Source organism: Caryophanon tenue (genome assembly GCF_001700315.1).
Taxonomy (GTDB): domain Bacteria; phylum Bacillota; class Bacilli; order Bacillales_A; family Planococcaceae; genus Caryophanon; species Caryophanon tenue.
Genome location: NZ_MASJ01000001.1, coordinates 99,665 through 124,318 on the forward strand (window position 1 = coordinate 99,665; position 24,654 = coordinate 124,318).

Annotated in this window: 21 protein-coding genes; all 21 read left to right on the forward strand. The window is 40.8% G+C overall.

Annotation, left to right across the window (positions count from 1 at the left end; all coding sequences use genetic code 11):
* The first annotated feature begins 26 nt into the window (after window positions 1-26).
* The 21 genes from A6M13_RS00425 (at window position 27) to nrdR (ending at window position 24,635) form a co-directional block, all read left to right on the forward strand.
* A complete protein-coding gene (locus tag A6M13_RS00425) occupies window positions 27-980 on the forward strand; it encodes a DHH family phosphoesterase (protein ID WP_066542140.1) in 954 nt (317 codons plus the stop codon).
* A gap of 17 nt (window positions 981-997) precedes the next feature.
* The gene (gene dnaE / locus A6M13_RS00430; protein ID WP_066542141.1) at window positions 998-4,045 is read left to right on the forward strand and encodes a DNA polymerase III subunit alpha; all 3,048 of its coding nucleotides are present in this window, start codon (window positions 998-1,000) and stop codon (window positions 4,043-4,045) included.
* A gap of 157 nt (window positions 4,046-4,202) precedes the next feature.
* On the forward strand, window positions 4,203-4,832 hold the full coding sequence (locus tag A6M13_RS00435) for a FadR/GntR family transcriptional regulator (protein ID WP_066542142.1): 630 nt from the start codon (window positions 4,203-4,205) through the stop codon (window positions 4,830-4,832).
* Between the two features lie 15 nt (window positions 4,833-4,847).
* On the forward strand, window positions 4,848-5,711 hold the full coding sequence (accD, locus tag A6M13_RS00440) for an acetyl-CoA carboxylase, carboxyltransferase subunit beta (protein WP_066542143.1): 864 nt from the start codon (window positions 4,848-4,850) through the stop codon (window positions 5,709-5,711).
* A complete protein-coding gene (accA, locus tag A6M13_RS00445; RefSeq protein WP_066542144.1) occupies window positions 5,698-6,660 on the forward strand; it encodes an acetyl-CoA carboxylase carboxyl transferase subunit alpha in 963 nt (320 codons plus the stop codon). The genes accD and accA overlap by 14 nt, the downstream gene beginning before the upstream one ends.
* Before the next feature lie 193 nt (window positions 6,661-6,853).
* Window positions 6,854-7,813 carry a 6-phosphofructokinase gene (pfkA, locus tag A6M13_RS00450; protein ID WP_066542145.1) on the forward strand — a complete coding sequence of 320 codons (960 nt, stop codon included), beginning with the start codon at window positions 6,854-6,856 and terminating at the stop codon, window positions 7,811-7,813.
* A gap of 27 nt (window positions 7,814-7,840) precedes the next feature.
* A complete protein-coding gene (pyk, locus tag A6M13_RS00455; RefSeq protein WP_066542146.1) occupies window positions 7,841-9,601 on the forward strand; it encodes a pyruvate kinase in 1,761 nt (586 codons plus the stop codon).
* A 154-nt stretch (window positions 9,602-9,755) separates the two neighbouring features.
* Window positions 9,756-10,148 (forward strand): FxsA family protein, encoded by a 393-nt coding sequence (locus tag A6M13_RS00460; protein WP_066542147.1) that lies wholly within the window; start codon window positions 9,756-9,758, stop codon window positions 10,146-10,148.
* A gap of 401 nt (window positions 10,149-10,549) precedes the next feature.
* Entirely contained in the window at window positions 10,550-11,665 is a 1,116-nt protein-coding gene (gene citZ / locus A6M13_RS00465) for a citrate synthase (protein ID WP_066542148.1), read from the forward strand.
* A gap of 113 nt (window positions 11,666-11,778) precedes the next feature.
* Window positions 11,779-13,044, forward strand: coding sequence for an NADP-dependent isocitrate dehydrogenase (gene icd / locus A6M13_RS00470; RefSeq protein ID WP_066542149.1), 1,266 nt, complete (start codon window positions 11,779-11,781; stop codon window positions 13,042-13,044).
* Between the two features lie 217 nt (window positions 13,045-13,261).
* Window positions 13,262-14,200 (forward strand): malate dehydrogenase, encoded by a 939-nt coding sequence (mdh, locus tag A6M13_RS00475; protein ID WP_066542150.1) that lies wholly within the window; start codon window positions 13,262-13,264, stop codon window positions 14,198-14,200.
* Between the two features lie 196 nt (window positions 14,201-14,396).
* Window positions 14,397-14,840, forward strand: a complete 444-nt coding sequence (locus tag A6M13_RS00480; RefSeq protein ID WP_066542151.1) for a MaoC/PaaZ C-terminal domain-containing protein — start codon at window positions 14,397-14,399, stop codon at window positions 14,838-14,840.
* 53 nt (window positions 14,841-14,893) lie between these two features.
* Window positions 14,894-15,607 (forward strand): response regulator transcription factor, encoded by a 714-nt coding sequence (locus A6M13_RS00485; RefSeq protein ID WP_066542152.1) that lies wholly within the window; start codon window positions 14,894-14,896, stop codon window positions 15,605-15,607.
* Window positions 15,604-17,139, forward strand: a complete 1,536-nt coding sequence (gene pnpS, locus A6M13_RS00490) for a two-component system histidine kinase PnpS (RefSeq protein WP_066542153.1) — start codon at window positions 15,604-15,606, stop codon at window positions 17,137-17,139. Before A6M13_RS00485 ends, pnpS begins: the two co-directional genes overlap by 4 nt.
* Before the next feature lie 272 nt (window positions 17,140-17,411).
* Complete coding sequence (locus tag A6M13_RS00495) at window positions 17,412-17,864, forward strand: DNA polymerase I (RefSeq protein ID WP_141680878.1); 453 nt, start codon at window positions 17,412-17,414, stop codon at window positions 17,862-17,864.
* 228 nt (window positions 17,865-18,092) lie between these two features.
* Window positions 18,093-18,431 (forward strand): hypothetical protein, encoded by a 339-nt coding sequence (locus A6M13_RS00500; protein WP_066542154.1) that lies wholly within the window; start codon window positions 18,093-18,095, stop codon window positions 18,429-18,431.
* 185 nt (window positions 18,432-18,616) lie between these two features.
* Window positions 18,617-21,235, forward strand: a complete 2,619-nt coding sequence (gene polA, locus A6M13_RS00505) for a DNA polymerase I (RefSeq protein ID WP_066542155.1) — start codon at window positions 18,617-18,619, stop codon at window positions 21,233-21,235.
* A 9-nt stretch (window positions 21,236-21,244) separates the two neighbouring features.
* Complete coding sequence (gene mutM / locus A6M13_RS00510) at window positions 21,245-22,114, forward strand: bifunctional DNA-formamidopyrimidine glycosylase/DNA-(apurinic or apyrimidinic site) lyase (protein WP_066542156.1); 870 nt, start codon at window positions 21,245-21,247, stop codon at window positions 22,112-22,114.
* Between the two features lie 11 nt (window positions 22,115-22,125).
* Entirely contained in the window at window positions 22,126-22,716 is a 591-nt protein-coding gene (gene coaE / locus A6M13_RS00515) for a dephospho-CoA kinase (protein WP_066542157.1), read from the forward strand.
* 224 nt (window positions 22,717-22,940) lie between these two features.
* The gene (locus A6M13_RS00520; RefSeq protein ID WP_066542158.1) at window positions 22,941-23,960 is read left to right on the forward strand and encodes a glyceraldehyde-3-phosphate dehydrogenase; all 1,020 of its coding nucleotides are present in this window, start codon (window positions 22,941-22,943) and stop codon (window positions 23,958-23,960) included.
* A 210-nt stretch (window positions 23,961-24,170) separates the two neighbouring features.
* Window positions 24,171-24,635: a transcriptional regulator NrdR gene (gene nrdR / locus A6M13_RS00525; RefSeq protein ID WP_066542159.1), complete on the forward strand. Its 465-nt coding sequence runs from the start codon at window positions 24,171-24,173 to the stop codon at window positions 24,633-24,635.
* The last annotated feature ends 19 nt before the right edge of the window (window positions 24,636-24,654 follow it).

A 24,654-nucleotide genomic window follows, 5' to 3' on the forward strand; every position in this document is an offset into this window, starting at 1 on the left:
AAAGGCAATTTGGAGGAAAAGAAATCATGAAACAGCAAATCATCGAAAAAATACAACAATATGACACGATTATTATTCACCGACATGTACGACCAGACCCGGATGCTTATGGTTCACAGCACGGTTTAAAAACATTGATTCAAGCAAACTTCCCACAAAAGGCTGTTTATGCAGTAGGGGAGCATGATGATTCATTAACATTTATGGCAACGCCGGATACAATCGCTGATGATGTGTATGAAGGGGCATTAGTAATTGTGACAGATACGGCAAATACGGAGCGTGTTGACGACCAACGCTATACAAACGGTGCGTATGTCATTAAAATTGACCACCATCCAAATGATGACCAATACGGTGATTTATTATGGGTGGATACATCGGCAAGTTCTTGTAGTGAAATGATTTACGAATTATTTGAAGAAGCGCGTGCGCAGTTCAATTGGACGATGAATGAGGAAGTAGCACAATTATTATTTGCAGGTATTGTAGGTGATACGGGACGTTTTATGTTCCCATCGACGACTTTAAAAACATTCCGCACAGCAGGTGATTTAGTCGAGTACGGCTTTAACCGTAATCATGTGTTCAACGGTATGTATGAAATGGACCGTAAGTTATTAAACTTACAAGGCTATTTATACCAAAACTTTGAAATGACTGATAAAGGGATGGCATATGTCCGTTTAACGAAAGAAGCGCTTGCACAGTTTGATGCGACACCATCAGAGGCATCATTATTAGTCGGCTCGTTAGGCAATGTAAAAGGCATTACGGCTTGGGTAATTTTCATCGAAGAAGGCGATTCAATCCGCGTGCGTTTACGCTCAAAAGGTCCGGTTATTAATACGCTTGCCAAGGAGTTTAATGGTGGCGGTCATCCACTAGCTTCCGGTGCAACAGCGTACTCATGGGAAGAAGCAGACCGCGTAGTTGCACGTTTACAAGAAATCGTTTGTGACTATAAAGAAGCACAGTAAGAAAGGAGGCGTTTTGTATGGTGGTGTATCCACAAATTAAGACGAGTGCGGATTTACTGCAAAGTACAATTCGCCCAGAAGCATGTCAGCAATTTTTAGTCGCACAAAAGGCAGAGGCGTGTGCAATTGTCAATTCGACAATGTACGGGCTGATGCCTTTTTGGCGTTTCATGCGTGATGCTCATATTCATACCGTTATTGGCTTAGAAGTGATGCTTGATATCGAACAGGAGCAAGTGCCTGTTGTTTTATATGCGCAAACAACGCAAGGATACCAGCATTTATTAAAAATTTCGAGTGCCATTTCAACGCGTCAAGAGGGAACATTGCCACTCGCTTGGCTAAAGGCGTATCAGCAAGGGCTAATCGCATTATTACCTTTTTCAGAAGGGTTTATTGAGCAGTCAACCATTGTGGCAATACAACAAGCTTTTGAGCAAGCACTTTATATGGGTATTGCGCGTCCACATGGTAAACGAGCGATTTATGAGGAGCGTGCCATTGAGCTAGCAAATACATTGGCATTACCAATTGTTGCCACACAGCAAAATCGTTATATCGAAGAGCAAGGCTTATTTGCATATCAAGTGGCACAAGCGATTGCAAGTGGGCAAAAATTAAATGAAGAAGATGTACAATATGCACAGCCAGAGCATTACATGCCGACCGCTATGCAGTGGCAAGAAGCGTTCCACGATGTGCCACATTGGCTAGAGACAGCGAAGCAAATGCTAATGAGCTGTGACGTGCCAATGCCTGCATATGAACGTCAAATGCCACAGTATCCTTTAGATGAGCAAACGGCAGATGAAGCGTTGCGTAAGCTAGCAATGCAAGGCTTACAGGAGCGGCTTCCACAAGCAACAGAAGCGTATTACGAACGTTTACAGTATGAGTTAGACGTTATTGCGCGTATGGGCTATAGTGATTATTTTTTAATTGTTGCAGATTTTATGCGTTTTGCCCGTGAGGAAAACATTTTAACTGGTCCAGGTCGAGGCTCGTCTGCCAGTTCGTTAGTGGCGTACGTGACGTATATTACACATGTAGACCCGTTGCAGTACGGCTTAGTATTTGAGCGCTTTTTAAATCCAGAGCGTGTAACGATGCCAGATATTGATATTGACTTTGTCGATACGCGCCGTAATGAAGTGATTCAATATGTGGCTCAAAAATATGGTAAGCAATATGTCGCGCAAATTATCACGTTCGGTACATTATCTGCTAAAGCGGTCGCTCGTGATGTTGCGCGTATGTTTAACTTTACACCGGAGGAGCTTGATGCGATTTCAAAAGCGATTCCAAATAAAGCAGGCATTACATTGGCAGAGGCATATAGACAATCAGTGCCACTGCAACAGCTTGTGCAACAAAGTACGCGCTATCAGCAATGGTTTACGGTAGCAAAAGAGTTAGAAGGTTTACCACGAAATGCGTCTACACACGCAGCTGGAGTTGTATTATCACCGAAGCCTTTAGTGGAACTCATTCCGGTAGAGGATGGGCATGATGGCGTTTATTTAACACAATGGCCGATGCAGGATGTAGAAGCAGCAGGTTTACTGAAGATGGACTTTTTAGGTTTACGTAACTTGACACTACTTGACCATATTCGCCGTTCGATTCAATATACACATCATCGTACATTGCAGTTTGAGAAAATTCCGTTTCAAAATGAAGCGACGTTCCAATTATTACAGCGCGGCGATACAGTCGGCATCTTCCAGCTAGAGTCAGAGGGAATGAAAGCCGCGTTACGGGATATTTGTCCAACACATTTTCTCGACATTGTGGCGGTCAATGCATTGTATCGCCCAGGCCCGATGGATTTTATTCCAAGCTATGCGAGGCGTAAACGCGGTGAAGAGCAGGTCGTCATGCCACATGAAGCGCTACGCCCGATTTTAGAAGAAACGTATGGTGTTATTATTTATCAAGAGCAAATTATGAAAATTGCGTCGGTGATGGCAGGGTTTACATTTGGCGAAGCGGATTTACTGCGTCGAGCCATTAGTAAAAAGAATGAACAGGTGATGCAGGCGCAGCGTGAAAAGTTTATTACAGGCGCGCAGCAAAAAGGGTTTTCTATAGATGTTGCGACCGAAGTATATACGTTAATCGAGCGTTTTGCTGATTATGGTTTCCCGAAAAGCCATGCGGTTGCCTACAGTTATATTTCGTATTACTTAGCCTATTTAAAAGCCAATTTCCCTGCGAACTTTTATGCGGCACTTTGTACGAGTGCAATTGGCAACCAAGAAAAGCTACAGCAATATATACAGGAAGCAAAAGCGCGGGGCATTCGTATATTGCCGCCGTCACTTTCAAAAAGTCAGCGTATTTTTATTGTCGAAGACGGTGCGATTCGTTATAGCTTGTCTGCCATAAAAGGTGTACCACAGCCGTTTTTACAAAAGCTTTTACAGCTACGTAAAAATCGTGAAGCACCATTTACAAGTTTATATGAGCTTGCGATTTATTTATCTGCGCAGCAATTTACACATAAGCATATTGAGCCATTAGCGAAAGCGGGCGTGTTCGATGATTTTGGTAAAGACCGTGCGACGATTTTGGCAACGATTGACGGCGCGGTGCAACATGCGCAGCTTTATCGACCAACCGAAGAGAGCGCGATGATGGAAAGCGTCGCACAAATGCGACTAAAATATGTGCGTGTGCCACCGTTACCACAAAAAGAACTATTGCAGTATGAAAAGGATGTGTTCGGCTTTTATATGTCAGCGCATCCAATTGAACAACTAGATGCACATGTGTTACAAGGGCGTGTACCGATGAATCAATTAGCACATTTACGAGACGGGAGCTTTGCGAAGGTGATTGGCTCTCTTGAACAACTGCGTGTACTGCGCACGAAAAAAGGAGAGCAAATGGCATTTATGACGCTTGAAGATGAAGTTGGGCAAGTGAGTGTCACATTGTTTCCACAAGTATTTGCGCAGGTGTCACATGTATTACAAGAAGGGCAGTTCTTTCGTGCAGAAGGACAAGTCGAACAACGTTTTGGGAAGGTGCAGTTAAAAGCAAAACAAGTAAATATATTATAAAGAGATGGATGCCATTCGGAATGAACGATTTCGAATGGCATTTTTAATGTCTTTTCTTTACTTTTATAAAAAAGTTCGTTAAACTACGTAATGAAAAGTGGTCGTACCACTTTATCTTTTTTATTTAAAAGTGGTAGGACCATTGGAGGTGAATGGCGTGGCAGAGCAACAACCGAAACGTTTTGTAGAATTGGTCACACAGTTACGTGAACTCATTGATGCGCAGCAAATTCAGCCAGGTGAAAAATTACCATCTGAACGTGTATTAGCAGAGCAGTTAGGTGTGTCTCGTTCAGCGATTCGTGAAGCGCTACGCAGTTTAGACCTGCTCGGCTTAATCGAAACAAAACACGGAGGTGGCACATTTTTAGCCAACTTTCAACAGCATCAACTCGTTGAAGTATTATCAATGTTTATTTTACAAACACAGCAGCAACGTGATGAAGTGCTTGCAACAACGCATATGCACGAGCGAGAAGCAATTATGGTCATTACAATGGATAAAACATTGCGCACATTGCCGGTATGGGATAGTTATTTTAACCAGCTAGCAGTAGAGGGCGCAATTGACCGTATGCAGTTTGTACAAGAATTAATTATTACATCGGGTAATCGGTTGAGCTTGAAAATTTGGCGACAATTAGTTGCTTTCAGTGGGGAGCAAGCAACATTCACAACCGAAGAGGAAAAACCATTTTTAGAACAGCTCATCAAGGCAATGCAGCTTGGCTATATAATGGAGGCAACAACAGCACATAAACAATGGGGACAAGTACGCTACAGCTAAGAAAGGGGTATATGTATGGCAGGAATTCGTGATTTATTATCACTACGTAAGCGAAAACATGCAGCATCAGAAGAACTTGTAGTACCAGAAGGCATGGTGACAAAATGTGAGGCATGTCGACATATTCAATACACAAAGGAATTAGAACAAAACGGCAAAGTATGTGTAAAGTGTGGGTATCATATGAAAATGACCGCACAGGAGCGCATTGATTATATATTTGATGAAAATAGTTTAGAAGAAATGGATACACATTTACAAACAACGAATCCATTACAGTTCCCGCAGTATGTTGAAAAAGTGCAGGCGGACCAACAAAAAACAGGCATGAATGAAGCCGTGAAAACCGGTACGGTGACATTAGACGGTGAGCAAGTGGTCGTTGCAGTTATGGACGCTCATTTCCGTATGGGGTCGATGGGCTCTGTTGTCGGTGAAAAAATTACACGTGCCATTGAAAAAGCGACAGCATTACGTGTGCCTTTTATTATTTTTACGGCAAGCGGTGGTGCGCGCATGCAAGAAGGCGTATTATCATTGATGCAAATGGCTAAAACAAGTGTGGCTTTACAGCGCCATGCACAGCACCGTTTATTGTTTATTTCGGTGATGACACATCCAACAACGGGTGGTGTATCCGCTAGCTTTGCATCTGTAGGTGATATTAATATTGCTGAGCCACAAGCGTTAATTGGTTTCGCTGGGCGTCGTGTCATTGAACAAACGGTCCGTGAGAAGCTACCGACAAACTTCCAAACAGCTGAATTTTTGTTAGAGCATGGTCAGCTAGATGCCGTTATTCATCGCCACGAATTACGCAAGCAGCTGAGTCAGCTTGTTCGCATGCATGTAGGAGGGAACGTTCATGTCACAGTCTAAATTATTACCATTTGAACAGCCATTAGAACAATTACGTGGTAAAATTGAAGAAGTGAAGCGGGTGTCACAAGCAGCGGATTTGGATATGTCCGATGAAGTGGCAAGCTTAGAACAAAAGCTAGCGCAGTTGGAACAATCGATTTATGATGATTTACCGGTATGGGACCGTGTGCAAATTGCACGTCATGCGGAACGTCCAACGACACTAGATTATATCTCGCATATTTGTGAGGAGTTTATTGAACTGCACGGCGACCGTTCTTATGCAGATGATGCCGCCATTATTGGTGGTATTGGCACAATTGATGGTGTTGCGTACACGATTATTGGGCATCAGCGTGGACGTAATACGAAGGAAAATATTAAACGTAATTTCGGTATGCCACACCCAGAAGGTTACCGTAAAGCGTTACGTTTAATGAAGCAAGCTGAAAAATTTAATCGTCCAATTTTATGCTTAATTGATACAAAGGGCGCGTATCCAGGGAAGGCTGCCGAAGAGCGTGGGCAAAGCGAGGCAATTGCCCGTAATTTAGTCGAGATGGCTGGTTTAACGGTACCGGTAGTGAGCATTGTCATTGGCGAAGGTGGCAGTGGTGGCGCATTAGCACTCGGTGTTGCAAATGTTGTCTATATGCTTGAAAATGCAACGTATTCAGTTATATCACCAGAAGGGGCTGCATCAATATTATGGAAAGATGCATCACTTGCTCAAAAGGCAGCAGAAGCGATGCAAATTACTGCGCCTCATTTACTTAAGCTGGCAGTGATTGATGAGATTATTCCAGAAGTACTTGGTGGTGCACATAAAGATATGACACAACAAGCAACTATTTTAAAGGGTTACGTGACAGATGTTTTTGCGACGTTACAACAACTGTCACCAGACGAACTTGTTACACATCGCTATGAGAAATTTAAGAAAATTGGACATTTTCTAGAAGAATAATAGAAGGACATATGCTGAAAACGTTTTCAAATCATTCGGATGACGAATGAAATGAGAAGTCAAGCATATGTCTTTTATTTTTTATGTGAAGTTGTGTAAAAACAAAGGCTGAGGTACTTACAAATGAGGCGTATTTCTGTTAATGTGATAGATAGATATAGATGAAGTTCGATATTTAGGGGGCTTTAAAACGATGAAAAAAATTGCAGTATTAACAAGTGGCGGAGATGCACCTGGCATGAACGCCGCAATACGTGCGGTTGTACGTAAAGCGATTTATGAAGGACTAGAAGTAGTTGGCATTAAGCAAGGCTACCAAGGGATTTTAGAAAGGAACTTTGAAGCGATGACTCTAGGCGCTGTAGGGGATATTATTCAACGAGGTGGCACGAAGCTTTATTCTGCCCGTTTCCCACAGTTTAAAGAGGACGCTGTACAAGCCGAAGCAATTTCGATTCTTCGTGAAGAAGGCATTGATGGCTTAATTGTCATTGGCGGTGACGGTTCTTATCGTGGTGCAATGTCATTAACAGAAAAAGGTTTTCCTTGTGTCGGTGTACCAGGCACAATTGACAATGATATTCCCGGCACGGAATATACAATTGGTTTTGACACAGCACTAAACACGGTTATGTATTCAATTGATAAAATCCGTGATACAGCGACATCACACGAAAATTCATTTATCGTGGAAGTAATGGGACGCGATGCAGGTGATATTGCAGTATGGGCCGGTGTCGCAGCTGGTGCGGAAACTGTCGTTATCCCTGAAGTCGATTTTGATATCGATATGGTCATTTCTCGATTACAACGCAGTGCCGATCGAGGAAAGAAACATAGTATTATCATCGTTGCGGAAGGCGTCATGTCGGGGCATACATTAGCGAATCTGCTAAAGGAAAAAGCAGGTATTGAAACGCGTGTATCGGTATTGGGACATATGCAACGAGGCGGTTCCCCAACGGCAAGGGACCGTGTGTTAGCTAGTCGATTTGGTGCACGTGCTGTCGAGTTATTACTGGAAGGAAAAGCAGGGGTGGCAGTAGGGATTCGCAATCATAATTTAGTCGATTATGATTTACCAGAAGCGTATGAAAGTAAGCACCAAGCAGATGTATCGCTATACACATTATCGGAGCAATTATCAATTTAAAAAAACATTATGGAGTGACACAAACTTATGAGAAAAACAAAAATCGTTTGTACAATTGGACCAGCAAGTGAATCACCAGAAACGTTAGAACAACTAATCGAAGCGGGCATGAACGTTGCGCGTTTAAACTTCTCACACGGCTCACATGAAGAACATGCAGTACGCATCGCAACAATTCGCGCAGTTGCTGAGAAATTAGGGAAGCATGTCGGTATCTTATTAGACACAAAAGGACCTGAAATTCGTACACATAATATGGAAAACGGCGAAGTACATTTAAAAACAGGTCAAGTGATTGATATTTCAATGACAGAGGTACTTGGCACAGAGGCGATGTTCTCGATTTCATACGAGAAATTAATCGAGGATGTTAACCAAGGTTCAATCATTTTATTAGATGACGGCTTAATCGAATTACGCGTGTTAGCAAAAGATGAAACAAAAGGCATCATTACAACAATCGTTGAAAATGCAGGTGTATTAAAAAATAAAAAAGGCGTTAACGTACCGAACGTTTCTGTACAATTACCAGGGATTACAGAAAAAGACGCACAAGATATTTTATTCGGGATTGAGCAAGAAGTAGACTTTATTGCGGCGTCATTCGTGCGCCGTGCCTCAGATGTATTAGAAATTCGTGAATTACTTGAGAAAAATAATGGTTCATACATTCAAATCATTCCAAAAATCGAGAATCAAGAAGGCGTAGATAACATTGACGCGATTATCGAAGTATCAGACGGTTTAATGGTTGCTCGTGGTGACTTAGGCGTAGAAATTCCAGCAGAAGAAGTGCCACTTGTTCAAAAAACATTAATTGCGAAATGTAACCGTGTAGGAAAACCAGTTATTACAGCAACACAAATGTTAGATTCAATGCAACGCAACCCGCGTCCAACCCGCGCAGAAGCGTCAGACGTAGCAAATGCAATTTTAGATGGTACAGATGCGATTATGCTTTCAGGTGAAACAGCAGCAGGTCTTTATCCAGTAGAATCTGTGCAGACGATGCATAAAATTGCAGAGCGCGCAGAAGATTCAATGGACTACCGTGCAATTGTTTCGGCACGTAGTAAAGAAATGGAAACGACAATGACGGATGCGATTTCTCAATCTGTGTCATATACAGCGATGGGCTTAAATGCAAAGGCTGTACTTGCACCGACAGAAAGCGGCAATACAGCACGTGTCATTTCTAAATATCGTCCAGGTCGCGACATTATTGCCATTACAGGCTCTGAAAAAACAGCGCGTGCATTAACGTTAGTATGGGGTGTACGTCCAATTGCGACGCACCGCGTAGAAACAACGGATGAAATTCTAGAGCTAGCAGTAGATGAAAGTTTACGTTATGGTTATGTAAATCATGGTGATGTGGTTGTAATTACTGCAGGTGTACCAGTAGGTGAAGCGGGCACAACAAACTTAATGAAAGTGCACATTATCGGTGACTTATTAGCGCGTGGACAAGGAATCGGCAAATCAACAGTTGTTGGGAAAGCGGTTGTTGCACGCAATGCAGAAGAAGCATTAGCATATGATTTAGAAGGTTGTGTACTTGTTACAATCGGTACAGACCGTGAAATGATGCCGGCGATTGAGCGTTGTGCAGGTATTATTACAGAAGAAGGTGGCTTAACATCTCATGCGGCGGTTGTTGGACTGAGCTTAGGTATTCCAGTCATCGTTGGTGTGAAGGAAGCGACAACATTAATTGAACAAGACCAAGAAATTACATTAGACGCAGAAACAGGTGTCATTTATAAAGGACACGCAAGCGTACTATAAGTTGTCTAAAAAGGCATCGGCAAAATTCATTTTGCCGGTGTCTTTTTTCTCGGAAAAAAGGCGTATGGACAAGGGCGTATTTATTTTCTTTTGAAACTTTTTTCGGTATGCTACGTATTGATAGGTAGACATTACGGAAAGGCAGGCATATAACATGCTCAAAAAATTAGGCATAGCTGTTATGACATTAACCATTGCAGAAATTGCGGTGTTTATTTTATTAGGAAACCAAGTAGGAATTTTACCGACATTGCTCATTATTGTAGGGACAGGGGCGCTTGGTATTTATTTATCGCGTAAAGAAGGCTTTAAAGCTGTACGCAATCTTCAAGCATCTGTACAAAGTGGGCAACCACCTGCACCTGCATTAATTGATGCTGCGCTGACATTAATCGGGGGTATCATTTTAATTTTGCCAGGGTTTTTAACCGATATTTTAGGGATTATTTTTATTTTGCCATTCACACGAAAATTGCTAAAACCGATTTTATATAATTACTTACGCAAAAAAACAAAACATTCATCTGTTGTTATTGTACAGCGTTAAAAAGGGGTGCTCTGTTATAAACAGAGCGCTTTTTTTGATGTTTTCTGAAAATATATGTTACAATAATAATGATTTTTCGAGTTAATTTTGTCAAAAGCGTGGACGAAGTGCTGAAAAAATGGCTTTGAAAAACAGTTTATTTTTTTCAAAATGACGTTATGGAAACGGTTAAAAATGTCATTTTCTCATTTAGTTTTTGATATTTTTATTCTCGAAAAAAGGTTGAATTCAATCGAAAAAAGCGGTTTTTAATTAAAGTTGGTTAGAGCATTCACAAAGCCGTCAAAAATGATTATAATGTGAATGTAAGCGATTTACTTATCGGTTCATGAGCAGAACAATTAGTACAGGTCAATGAGCAGTGACCTGTGATAACAAAATGAAAAGGGAGAGATTATCCTATGTCAGCAACTAAAGGTTTAGAAGGCATCGTAGCAGCTGAATCTAAAATCAGCTCTATCATCGACGACACATTAACTTACGTTGGTTATGGTATCGACGATTTAACAAACAACGCTTCTTTCGAGGAAGTAGTATTTTTATTATGGAACACACGTTTACCAAACGCTGAAGAATTAGCTAACTTAAAAGCTGAATTAGCAGCAAACATGGAGATTCCAGCAGCAATCACAGATTTATTCAAATCTATGCCACTTAACACAGTACACCCAATGGCTGCATTACGTACAGCTGTATCTATGCTAGGTGCATTTGACGAAGAAGCAGATGTAATGGAAGCAGAAGCGAACTACCGCAAAGCAATCCGTTTACAAGCTAAAATCGGTACTGTTGTAACGACTTTCGCTCGCGTACGTCAAGGTAAAGAAGTAATCGCTCCAAAGCCAGAATTAGGCTATGCAGCTAACTTCTTATACATGTTAACTGGTGAAGAGCCAGAAGCAATCGCTATCGAAGCATTCGACAAAGCGTTAATTTTACACGCTGACCACGAATTAAACGCTTCTACATTCACTGCACGTGTATGTGTAGCTACATTATCTGACGTTTACTCTGGTGTAACATCTGCAATTGGCGCATTAAAAGGCCCATTACACGGTGGTGCAAACGAGCAAGTTATGAAAATGTTAACTGAAATCGGTTCATTAGATAACGTTGAAGCTTGGGTACAAAACAAGTTAGACAATAAAGAAAAAATCATGGGCTTCGGTCACCGCGTATACCGCAAAGGCGACCCACGTGCACCACATTTACGTGTAATGTCTGAGAAATTAACAAAATTAACTGGTAAACCAGAATTATACGATATGTCAGTGAAAATCCACGACATGATCGTAGAACAAAAGAAATTACCAGCTAACGTAGACTTCTTCTCAGCATCAGTTTACGATTCTTTAGGTATCGAGCACGATTTATTCACACCAATCTTCGCAGTATCTCGTACTTCAGGTTGGGTAGCTCATATTTTAGAACAGTATGCAAACAACCGCTTAATCCGTCCACGTGCAGAGTACGTTGGTCCAGATATGCAAACTTACGTGCCAGTAGAAGAGCGTTAATCTTTCTTACACGTATAGCGTAATTAAAAAAAATATGCTAAACTGTCTAGGACTGTTGTGAGAAGTGTTCTCGCAAAGTCCTAGATTTATGATTATTAGGAGGCAATTTATCAATGACAAACGGCAAAATTGTAGTTGAAAACGGCGTATTAAACGTACCAAATAACCCTGTTATTCCTTTCATCGAGGGTGACGGAATTGGTCCAGACATCTGGGCAGCAGCTTCTCGCGTTATCGACGCAGCTGTAGAAAAAGCTTACAACGGCGAAAAGAAAATCGAGTGGTTAGAAGTATTAGCTGGTGAAAAAGCATTCAACCAAACTGGTGAATGGTTACCTGCAGAAACTTTAGAAAAAATCAACGAATACTTAATCGCAATCAAAGGACCTTTAACAACTCCAATCGGTGGCGGTATCCGTTCACTTAACGTAGCATTACGTCAAGAGTTAGACCTTTATGTATGCTTACGTCCAGTACGTCACTTTGATGGTGTTCCATCTCCAGTTAAACGTCCTGAAGATGTAAACATGGTAATCTTCCGTGAAAACACTGAAGATATCTACGCTGGTATCGAGTACAAAGCTGGTTCAGACGAGCAAAAGAAATTATTAAACTTCTTACAAACTGAACTAGGCGTTAACAAAATCCGCTTCCCAGAAACTTCTGGTTTAGGTATCAAACCAGTTTCTAAAGAAGGTACTGAGCGTTTAGTACGTTCTGCTATCGAATATGCAATCCAACATAACAAACCATCTGTTACTTTAGTACACAAAGGTAACATCATGAAGTTCACTGAAGGTGGATTCAAGCAATGGGGTTACGATGTAGCTGAAGCTGAATTCGGCGACAAAGTATTCACTTGGAACCAATACGATGCAATTAAAGCTGAGCAAGGCGAAGCTGCTGCTAACGAAGCACAAGCTGCTGCTGAAGCTGCTGGCAAAATCATCGTAAAAGATTCTATCGCTGATATCTTCTTACAACAAATCTTAACTCGTCCAAACGAGTTCGACGTTGTTGCTACAATGAACTTAAACGGTGACTACATCTCTGACGCATTAGCTGCTCAAGTTGGTGGTATTGGTATCGCTCCAGGCGCTAACATTAACTACTTAACTGGTCACGCTATCTTTGAAGCTACTCACGGTACTGCACCGAAGTACGCTGGTCAAGATAAAGTAAACCCATCTTCAGTATTATTATCAGGCGTATTAATGCTTGAGCACTTAGGATGGCAAGAAGCTGCGGACTTAATTACTGCTTCAGTTGAGAAAACAATCTCTTCTAAATACGTAACTTATGACTTCGCACGTTTAATGGATGGCGCTACAGAAGTTAAATGTTCTGAATTCGCTACTAAATTAATCGAAAACTTCTAATTAATCCGTTTCACATTGTTGGAACATTAATCTAGGAAAAAAAGCATCTCTCTTCGGAGGGGTGCTTTTTTATGTTTATTTTACAGTTATATATAAAAGAAATGGAAATGTGAATGGTTGTGACTAAATCTTTACAAAAGTGTCGGAATACTTGCGCAATTAAATGTGAGCGTTACAATGAAGAAGAACATATTTAATTTGCAAAGGGGTTAGGGACATGACATTACAACGTAAAAAAATCGCAGTCATTGGTAGTGGCTTTACTGGCGCAACAGCAGCATTTTTAGCAGCGCAAAAAGAGTTAGGGGATGTTGTACTCGTGGATATTCCAGCAGCTGAAAAGCCTGCACAAGGAAAAGCACTCGACATGTGGGAAACAGCACCGATTCAAGGGTTTGATGCTTATGTAACGGGAACAGCCGATTATGCTGAAATTGCAGGGGCGGCAGTTGTACTTGTAACAGCAGGCATTGCCCGAAAACCCGGCATGACGCGTGACGATTTAGTACAAACAAATCAAAAGGTAATGACAGACGTAGCGAAGCAAATTAAAGAACATGCACCAGAAGCAATCATCATCGTATTAACAAATCCAGTTGATGCAATGACATATACGATGTTTAAAGAGACAGGTTTTCCGAAAAACCGCGTGATTGGCCAATCAGGCGTATTAGATACAGCACGTTTTAGAGCATTTGTAGCTGAAGAGTTACAAGTGTCTGTCAAAGATGTATCAGGTTTTGTATTAGGTGGACATGGCGATACAATGGTGCCACTGACACGTTATTCATTTGCAGGCGGTATTCCACTTGAGACGTTGCTTTCAAAAGAACGTTTAGAGGCGATTGTAGACCGCACACGTAAAGGTGGCGGAGAAATCGTCAGTTTGTTAGGTAACGGTTCAGCGTATTACGCGCCTGCTGCTGCGATGGTAGAAATGGCAGAGGCGATTTTAAAAGATCAAAAGCGCATTTTACCGTCTATCGCGTATTTAGAAGGTGAGTACGGTTTACATGATTTATATTTAGGTGTACCAACATTACTTGGTGCAAATGGTATCGAAAAAATTTATGAACTGCAGTTAACAGATGAAGAGCAACAACAACTAGATGCATCAGCAGCGGCCGTACGTGATGTAAAAGATGCGCTACTGTAATAACGTGGTGAATGTGTCAAAAAAATAATAAAGCGTTACGCCATAAAGTACTGTGGTGTAATGCTTTTTTTGATAAAAAGTGAAGGTGCTTGTCAATATTTGATAATATTCTTTACGGAGTATTCTCAAACTATTCATAAAATGTCTGAATATGATATGATAGAGCTATAGTTTTGAATAAAGGAGTTGGCCGCGATTGCTTGGAAAAAGGCGTACATTAGGTAGAACAATTGATAAATTAGAAGTTGGCGAAACCATTCATTTAACTGAAAAGATGACAGACAAAGATTTATTGTTATATTTAGGGTTAACGAATGATAATAATCCGCTATACATCCAGCATGACTTAGCAGCGTTGACACCATATGAACGTCCGATTATCCCGACGATTATGCTAGTCGGCTTTATTACATCGGCGATTTCAAAGTATGTACCTGGACCCGGTTCCCATGTCATAGCGCAACATTTACAGTTTCCAAACCCCGTGTATCATTACGATACGATTGAGTTTGATTTGGAAATCGTGGAAGTTGATGTCGAAGCAAAAACCATTGTTGTCTCCATTCATGCAATGAACCGAGAACAGCAAACAGTTGTAGAAGGGACAGTTTCTGTGCTCGCCCCACCTGCGATTGATTAACGAACGGCCTATTTGGAATGGGGGTTTCAAATACCGCATATCGGAGGAACATTATGTCAAAAAATATTTTAGTTGTAGAAGATGAATTATCAATTGCCACATTACTGAAGTACAATTTAGAGCAAGCGGGTTATCAAGTAGAGTTAGCACATGACGGACAAGCGGGTTTAGAAAAAGCATTAGAAATCAAACCAGACTTAATGTTGTTAGATGTGATGTTACCTAAGCTTGATGGCATGGAAGTATGTAAGGAATTACGCATGCAAAAAATGAATACACCTATTATTATGCTAACAGCCCGTGATGATGAATTTGATAAAGTATTAGGTCTTGAACTAGGTGCGGATGATTATATGACAAAGCCATTTAGTCCACGTGAAGTCATTGCACGCGTGAAGGCAGTATTACGTCGTTTCTCACCACAAGTAACGGCAGCTGTGTCGGAGTCATCTGAAAAAATTTATGAATTCGGTGGTTTACGTGTGTATCCAGACCGTTTTGAAGTGTTGTTACAAAACGAACCGTTAGAATTTACACCGAAAGAATTTGAGTTATTAGTATACTTAATTGAAAATAAAAACCGTGTATTAACACGTGACCAATTATTAAGTGCAGTATGGAACTATGATTTTGCGGGTGATACGCGAATTGTAGATGTACATATTAGTCATTTGCGCGACAAAATTGAGGAAAACAGCCGAAAGCCTATCTTCATTAAAACGATTCGTGGGCTTGGTTATAAGTTTGAGGAACCAAAAGCGGTATGAAAACATTAAGTACGCGATTATTCGTGTCCTTTATGGCGCTAATCGGCGTAATTTTAGCTGTCCTTGGCATCGTCATGGGTCAGCTTTTTCCTATTTATGTCGGTGATTACGTCGAACGCTCAACAGCTGCCGAGGAACGCGCCCTCGTGCAAACGATTGAAGAGCTTGGGCTAGATGTGACCGATGAGGAACAGCGCCAATTAATTGCGGCCACGAAAGTGATGGAACAGGAAGACCTCATTACGAGTGCGAAAAAACGCTATTTAGCGACAATGATTTTTTGTAGTTTCATCGCACTTGCCATTATCGGTATTGTCATGAATCGTGCAGTTCGTGTATTTGCGGAACCGATTGATAATGCGACGCGCACAGCGTTAGAGCTAGCCAAAGGAAATTATCGTGCACGCGCATTTGAAAATGGTATGGGCAAAACAATGCAACTGAGTAAGTCTATTAATATTTTGGCACGCAATTTACAAGATATGACGACGATGCGAGAAATCGAGGACGAGCGTTTAAAAACATTAATTGAAAATATGGGTAGCTCCCTAATGATGATTGGTCGCGAAGGTACAATTTCCATCGTTAACCGCGTGTTTTTAAAGCGCTTTAACTGTGACTACGAGGCGATTCGTGGCAAAGGCTTCCGCAATATTCAATTGCCAAATGATATCGTGCAAGTTGTTGAGCATGTGTTTTTAACGGAAACGGCGATTCGTAAGCAAATTGCGGTGCAGATTGGGCATGAAATTCGCCATAATGAAATTTACGGTGCGCCTGTTGTTGGTGACCATGGGCGTTGGCTCGGTGTTGTACTTGTCATTCACGATGTGACGGAACTAATGCGTTTAGAGCAAATTCGTAAAGATTTCGTTGCGAATGTGTCGCATGAGCTGCGCACGCCAATTACGTCGATTAAAGGATTCTCGGAAACATTGTTAGATGGTGCGTATAAAGATGAAGCGATGTTACTGTCATTTTTAGAAATTATTTATAAAGAGAGTGACCGCATTCAAATGCTTGTGCAAGAATTATTAGAGCTATCTAAAATTGAACAGCACGGATTCTCCGTTGATATTATTGAAACGAGCTTGCAAGATATTATTTTAAATGCGGCTGATTTAACGGGCGCGCGTTTAGAAGAAAAAAATATGGAGTTCTCGGTCGATATGCCGAAAGATATTGCGATATTAGGAGACCCAAATCGTTTAATGCAAATCTTCACAAACTTAATTGCCAATGCCATTAATTATTCTCCAGAAAATACGACGGTCACAATTCGTTTATATGAAGAGGATGGCTATGGTGTTGTCGAGGTCGAGGATGAGGGAATTGGAATTGAGCCTGCTGAAATTCCACGTATTTTCGAACGCTTTTACCGTGTTGACCGCGCGCGTAGTCGTAATTCAGGTGGCACAGGCTTAGGGTTAGCCATCGTCAAACACTTAATTGAAGCGCATGATGGCAAAATTAAGGTCGATAGTGAAGTTGGAAAAGGCACGAAAATGACGGTGCATATTCCAAAACCGTAATTTACAATCTCTTAACATATTGTATATACCGTCTTTATAAAATCACCGTATAGTAGGAAGTGTAGAAACCCCCTACTAACATAAACGGCTAGAATAAAGCACCCGAATTGCTGCATACAATTTGGGTGCTTTCGTGTTGTCAAAATTCTCCTCCAAAAAGTTGTCAACATTTGACGAGAAAAAGAGGATTTTTAAATTTTGATACTATGAAATAATATAAAACCTGCTATACTAAAAATTAATAAGTTTACACACGTTGTAGGAGGGGTATATTGCTAGTTGCACGTAAAGTAGAGCACTATATACGAAATGGATTAATTGCGTTTATGATGGCGTCTTCGTTAACGGCTTTATTCAATGGGACGCAGTTTGGGTTTATGGAAGCGAATGTATTTGGGGTATCAATTTTTTTCATGGCGGCATGGATGCTGAATTATGTCATTGCCGATGATATACGAATGGCGGTCAATAAAGTATTTCGCTACGAAAAACGTCCAGACCCACGTGCATTGTGGCAAGTAGGAATGGGCGCATTATTCTTCACAGTACAAATTGGCGTTGTCGAAGTGTTTATGCGTAGCTGGATGTCTGCTGATCTAGGTGGCATGCCGTTATACATTATATTTGCGTTTATGAATTCCTTTTTATTGACGGTTGTATACGAAGAATTTTTTTACGAAGCGCCAGAAAAAGTACAAGCTTATAAGTTTAAAAAATTAAAATAATGCTGTTTTTATGAAGTGTATGTGAGAAATTCTCTCTCATACGCTTATTTTTTTATCCATTTGTTACTAGTTTGACATCAAAATGACATATAGGTATGGCATACTAAAGATAATGACAAGAACATGGTCATTTTTAGGGGTTTTTAATGTGTGTATAGTGTTTACTCACTACAGGTAAGTGGGTATAATAAACTATCGATAAATTTCTATAAAAGGAGCGACATTTGTATGAGTATTACACTCTTTGGTTTATGGATGCATGACGTGAATGAGCAATTACATACAACAGGTGTGCGAACAGCAGACATTCAAGTAGATACAAATAAACCATCTGTTACGATGATTCATATGTCGCGCTTTGCAAAAGGAATTTTGCGTTTTAGCTGTACACGAGAACTTGAATTTGAACTGTACGATAAACGAACAAATCAATTATTGAAATGGTCGATGATATCAAATGCGAATCCGACGCAGCCACAGAAACTTCTAGATTTTTTACAGCCATATTTCACAGGTTTACAAACAGGAGAAGTGCAGAGCTTTGAATCATTAATGCAGCAATTATAATGGGATGAATCTATAAATAAATGGAGCACTACGCTAACAGGGAAATGTTAGCGTAGTGCTTTTCGTTTGGAGAAAATTGCATATGTTTACGTGAAAAAAAGAACGTATGTATGCCTTCAAACTTCGCGTATTCGCAATCGCTCATGTATAATAAAGAAGAGATTGAACATGTAAAGGAGAACACTATGACAAAGGAAAAATTGCTTCTACTAGATGGTAACAGCTTAGCGTATCGAGCTTTTTTTGCATTACCACCACTAACAAATCAACAAGGGATTCATACGAACGCTGTGTACGGATTTACAACAATGCTTCAAAAAATTATTACAGAGGAACAGCCGACAAAGATGCTCGTTGCATTCGATGCGGGAAAAACAACATTTCGTCATAGCACATTTACGGAATATAAAGGCGGTCGTCAAAAAACGCCACCAGAATTATCAGAGCAATTTCCATATGTTCGAAAATTAATTGATGCATACGGCATTCAACGTTATGAATTAGAACAATATGAGGCAGATGATATTATCGGTACATTGGCGAAACAAGCAGCAACTGAAAAGATGGATGTCATTATCGTATCCGGGGATAAAGACTTAACACAGCTCGCAACGGATAACGTAACGGTTTATATTACACGTAAAGGGATGACCGATATTGAAGTGTATACGCCTGCGCATATTGAAGAAAAATATGGTTTAACCCCTGCGCAAATTATTGATATGAAGGGCTTAATGGGCGATGCATCTGATAATATTCCAGGTGTGCCAGGTGTTGGTGAAAAAACAGCGATTAAATTATTAACAGCGCATGGCACAGTTGAAGGGGTATATGCCAATATGGACGCAGTGAGTGGAGCGAAATTAAAGGAAAAGCTGATTGCCAATGAACAGCAAGCGTATATGAGTAAAGAGCTTGCGACCATTCATACCGAAGCGCCGTTAACCATTACGCTTGCGGATTTAGCGTATAACGGTGCGCATGATGAAGAGCTACGTGCGATTTATCAGGAACTTGGGTTTAAAACATTGCTTGAAAAAACAGATTTTGATATCGAAGAACAGCAACAAGAGGACCTTGTTTTTACAGTATTACAGACGGTGGAACAATTACCGCAGCAAGCAGCGTTACATGTCGAATTAGAAAACGAGCATTATCATACATGTGCAGTGTTAGGGATGTCGGTATCATCAGATGCAGGAACAATCTATATTCCATTTGATGTGATGCAACAATCAGATGTTGTACAAGCGTGGTTAGCAGATGAGCAAGTCACAAAATATGTGACCGACCGTAAAGCGACACAAGCAGCACTTGCACGTTTTAATTTGGCATTAAACGGTGTAGCATTCGATTTATTATTAGCCACGTATATCGTAAACCCATCTTTATCGGGTGACGATGTAGCAACGCTTGTATCAGAGTTTGGTTATCGCGATGTTAAAGCGAATGAAGATGTGTACGGAAAAGGAGCGAAGCGTGCAATTCCTGCAGACGATGTAGTAGCGGAACACGCAAGCCGAAAAGCATTTGCTGTATGGACATTACGCGAAACGATTGAAGAGCGCTTACGCCAAAATCAGCAGTACGAATTGTATAAAGAGCTAGAGCTACCACTTGCACGTATTTTAGGTGAGATGGAATCAGAAGGTATCACAGTAAGTAAAGAGACACTTCAAGCGATGGGTGCCGCCTTAACTGAGCGTGTCGCACATATTGAAGCGGCAATTTATGAGGCGGCTGGTGAAACATTCAATATTAACTCACCGAAGCAACTTGGTGTTATTTTATTTGAGAAGCTTGGATTGCCAGTTATTAAGAAAACGAAAACGGGCTATTCAACAGCAGCGGATGTATTAGATAAATTACAAGGTGAGCACGCCATTATTGAGCATATTTTATTATACCGCCAATTAGCGAAGCTACAGTCGACATATATTGAAGGCTTACTGAAAGAAATTCATGCTGATGGGAAAGTGCATACACGCTTCCAACAAGCACTGACATCAACAGGGCGTTTAAGCTCGATTGAACCGAACCTCCAAAACATTCCGATTCGTTTAGAGGAAGGGCGTAAAATTCGCCAGGCGTTCGTACCGTCAAATCCAGATTGGTATTTATTTGCGGCGGACTATTCGCAAATTGAGCTACGCGTATTAGCGCATATGTGCGGCGATGCAGCGTTAATTGAAGCGTTCCGTGAAGGGATGGATATTCATACCCGTACAGCGATGGATGTCTTCCACGTAGAAGCAGATGCTGTTGATAGCAATATGCGACGTGCGGCAAAGGCGGTAAACTTCGGCATTGTATACGGCATTAGTGATTATGGTTTATCACAAAATTTAAATATTACACGAAAAGAAGCGGCTGACTTTATTACACGTTATTTAGAAAGTTTCCCAGGTGTACAAAATTATATGGATGCCGTTGTTAAACAAGCAAAAACAGACGGCTTTGTGACAACGATTTTAAATCGTCGTCGTTATTTACCAGAAATTAATAGCTCGAACTTTAATTTACGTAGCTTTGCGGAACGTACAGCGATGAATACACCAATTCAAGGTTCAGCAGCAGATATTATTAAAAAAGCGATGATTGATATGGATGCACGCTTAAAAGCAGAAGGATTACAATCGACATTATTATTACAAGTACACGATGAGCTTATTTTTGAAGGTCCGTTAGAAGAGATGGAAGTGTTAGCGAAAATTGTTCCGGAAGTGATGGAGCAAGCAATTGAGCTAGCTGTGCCATTAAAAGTGGATTTCAGTTACGGCAAAACGTGGTACGATGCAAAGTAAGGAGATATTATGCCAGAATTACCAGAAGTAGAAGGAGTCGTACGCCAATTACGCCCTGTCGCAGAAAAGAAAGTGATTACAGCAGTCGCGTTATCTGAAACAATTTATACATCAAAAGCGCAAGGGAAAGACTGTATTGTCAAAACGCTTGCACCACAAGATTTTGAATATGCAGTGACCGGTATGACCATTGAGCGTGTCGAACGCCGTGCAAAATATATTTATATGACGTTGTCTAAAAATGGTGACACGTATTTACTGGTGAGCCATTTAGGGATGAGTGGCGCATGGTTTGATGTGGCGAACCTTAGTGATATTCCGGATGCTAAATATGAAAAGCACGCGCATGTTATTTTTACGATGAATGATGGACGTTTACTTGTGTATTCAGATATTCGTCGTTTCGGTGAGTTACGTTTACTACGTGAGGAGGCGGATTATGCGCCGCTTTTAGCGATGGCACCTGAGCCGTTTGAAGCACATGCATGTGATTACTTTATCGATAAGAGCAACACGAAAAAATATGCGAATAAAGCGATTAAAGCAGTTATTATGGATGGACATGTTATTTCGGGCTGCGGCAATATTTATGCGACGGAAGCGTTATATTATCAAAAAATCCGTCCGCAAACGAAAACGAGCGATTTAAGTGATGCAGAGAAGCGTGCATTATTTGCGGAAATTGCGCGTATTTTACAAGAAAGTATTGATGCGGGTGGTTCGACAATTTCAGACTATCGCAATGTAAACGGAGAAGCGGGTGGCATGCAGCATCGTTTGAAAATGTATGGTAAAAAAATATGTAGCTGTGGCACAGAAACAGAAAGCTTAACGATTGCGGGACGTACATCTGTGTATTGTCCACTGTGTCAACAATAAGGGGGAGTACGATGATCATCGGGTTAACGGGCAGCATTGCAACCGGTAAAAGTGCCGTAGCAGACATGTTACGTTCATATAATTTACCGATTGTTGATGCGGATGTGATTGCGCGTCAAGTGGTAGAGCCAGGAAGTGACACGCTTGCAAAAATTGCAGAGGCGTTCGGACCAGCAACAATTTTAGCAGATGGGACAATGAACCGCCCATATATAGGGGAGCAAATTTTTCACGAGCCAGATAAACGAGTGGTATTAAATGGCATTATTCATCCGGCAATCCGAGCGGAGATGATACGCCAACGTGATGAATATGTGGCGCAAGGCAAACATGTTGTGATGGATATTCCGCTATTGTTTGAAAGTAAGTTACAACATTTTGTGGAGAAAATCCTTGTTGTCGCAGTCGATGAAGACACACAGCTTCGTCGTTTAATGGCGCGTAATGGCTTTTCTGAACAGGAAGCGAAAGCGCGTATTGCGTCACAAATACCAGTGGCGGAAAAAGTAGCTGGTGCGGATGGTGTCCTGCAAAATAATGGTACATTGGACGAAACACGAGCGCAATTACATGAAATTTTAATGAAGTGGGGCGTAATTTAGCCCGAGTGTGTAAGAGCCCGGATGCTAGTATCTGGGCTTTTTTTATGCTTAAAGTGTAGGAAATCTGCGTATTTGTGAGATTGATTGTTTTCTGAAAAGTTTTATTACTTTATTTGTGTCATATTATTGTTGGCTTTTGCAATGAATATGTTATACTAATTCACAGATAACAAAATGCATATAAAAAATACTATATAAACAAGGCATATCAGGAGGAAATTATAATGACAGTTTCTATCGCAATTAATGGTTTTGGACGTATCGGACGTATGGTGTTCCGTCAAGCAATGATGCAGGATGATTTACATGTAGTGGCTATTAACGCGAGCTACCCAGTTGAAACATTAGCACACTTAATTAAATATGATACAACACACGGTACTTATGAAGGTACAGTAGAAACTGCTGAAGGTGCGTTAATCGTAAACGGTAAAGAAGTGAAAATCGTAAGCGAGCGTGACCCATTATTATTACCTTGGAAAGAACTAAACGTTGATTTAGTCATCGAAGCGACAGGTAAATTCAACGAGCGTAGCGGTGCTGCGAAACATTTAGAAGCAGGCGCGAAAAAAGTAATTTTAACAGCTCCTGGTAAAAACGAAGACATTACAGTTGTTTTAGGTGTAAATGACGATAAATTAGATTTAGCAAAACACGATGTTATTTCAAATGCATCTTGTACAACAAACTGTTTAGCACCAGTTGCGAAAGTGTTAAACGATGAGTTCGGGATCGTAAATGGTTTAATGACAACAGTTCACGCATACACAAATGACCAAAAGAACTTAGACAATCCACATAAAGATTTACGTCGTGCGCGTTCTTGTGCACAATCGATTATTCCAACGTCTACTGGTGCAGCAAAAGCATTACGCTTAGTATTACCAGAATTAGATGGTAAAATTCACGGCATGGCATTACGTGTACCAACACCAAACGTGTCATTAGTTGACTTAGTTGTTGATTTAGAGCGTGACGTAACAGTGGAAGAAGTAAACGCAGCGTTCCAAAAAGCAGCTGAAGGCAAAATGAACGGCATTTTAAACTTCACAATGGAGCCATTAGTATCTTCTGATTTCAACACAACAAAATTCTCTTCTACTGTTGATGGTTTAACAACAATGGTATTAGGTGACCGTAAAGTAAAAGTATTAGCTTGGTACGATAACGAGTGGGGTTACTCTGCACGTGTTGTAGACTTAACACGCAAAGTTGTAAAAGAATTAGACGCTGTACAAGCTTAATGAGTATAAAAAAGCTTTCGACACGAAAACTGTCGAAAGCTTTTTTTCGTTGGCGGACTTCCTGGAACAGCGTATTTTCAATTGCGCTATTTTATGGTAAAATAGTAAATCCTTTAGCGAAAAGATAAAAGAAGAAATAGTACATGCATCCAGGTGATGTTTGTTATAATAAAGATAATAAATTTGTACAATAGAGCAGGAGAAACGAATATGAGATGTCCCGCATGTCAACATAATGGGACGCGTGTTGTCGATTCTAGACCCGTTGATGATAATAAGGAAATTCGTCGACGTCGTGAATGTGAGGCATGCGCGTTTCGTTTTACTACATTTGAAAAGATTGAAGAAACGCCATTAATTGTTGTAAAAAAAGACGGCTCACGTGAGGAGTTTTCGCGCGAGAAAATTTTACGTGGACTAATTCGTGCGTGTGAAAAGCGCCCGATTGAATTAGCAACGTTAGAAAGTATTGTGCATTCGATTGAAAATGAATTACGTCGCCTTGGACAATCAGAAGTACAATCGGAAGTAGTTGGTGAAATGACGATGGAGCGTTTATCGGTCATTGATGAAGTTGCCTATGTGCGCTTTGCATCGGTGTATCGCCAATACCAAGATATTAATGTCTTTATTACCGAGCTGAAAGAACTGCGCTCGAAACAGCAAGACAAGTAATGTACGAGGAAAGGGACGA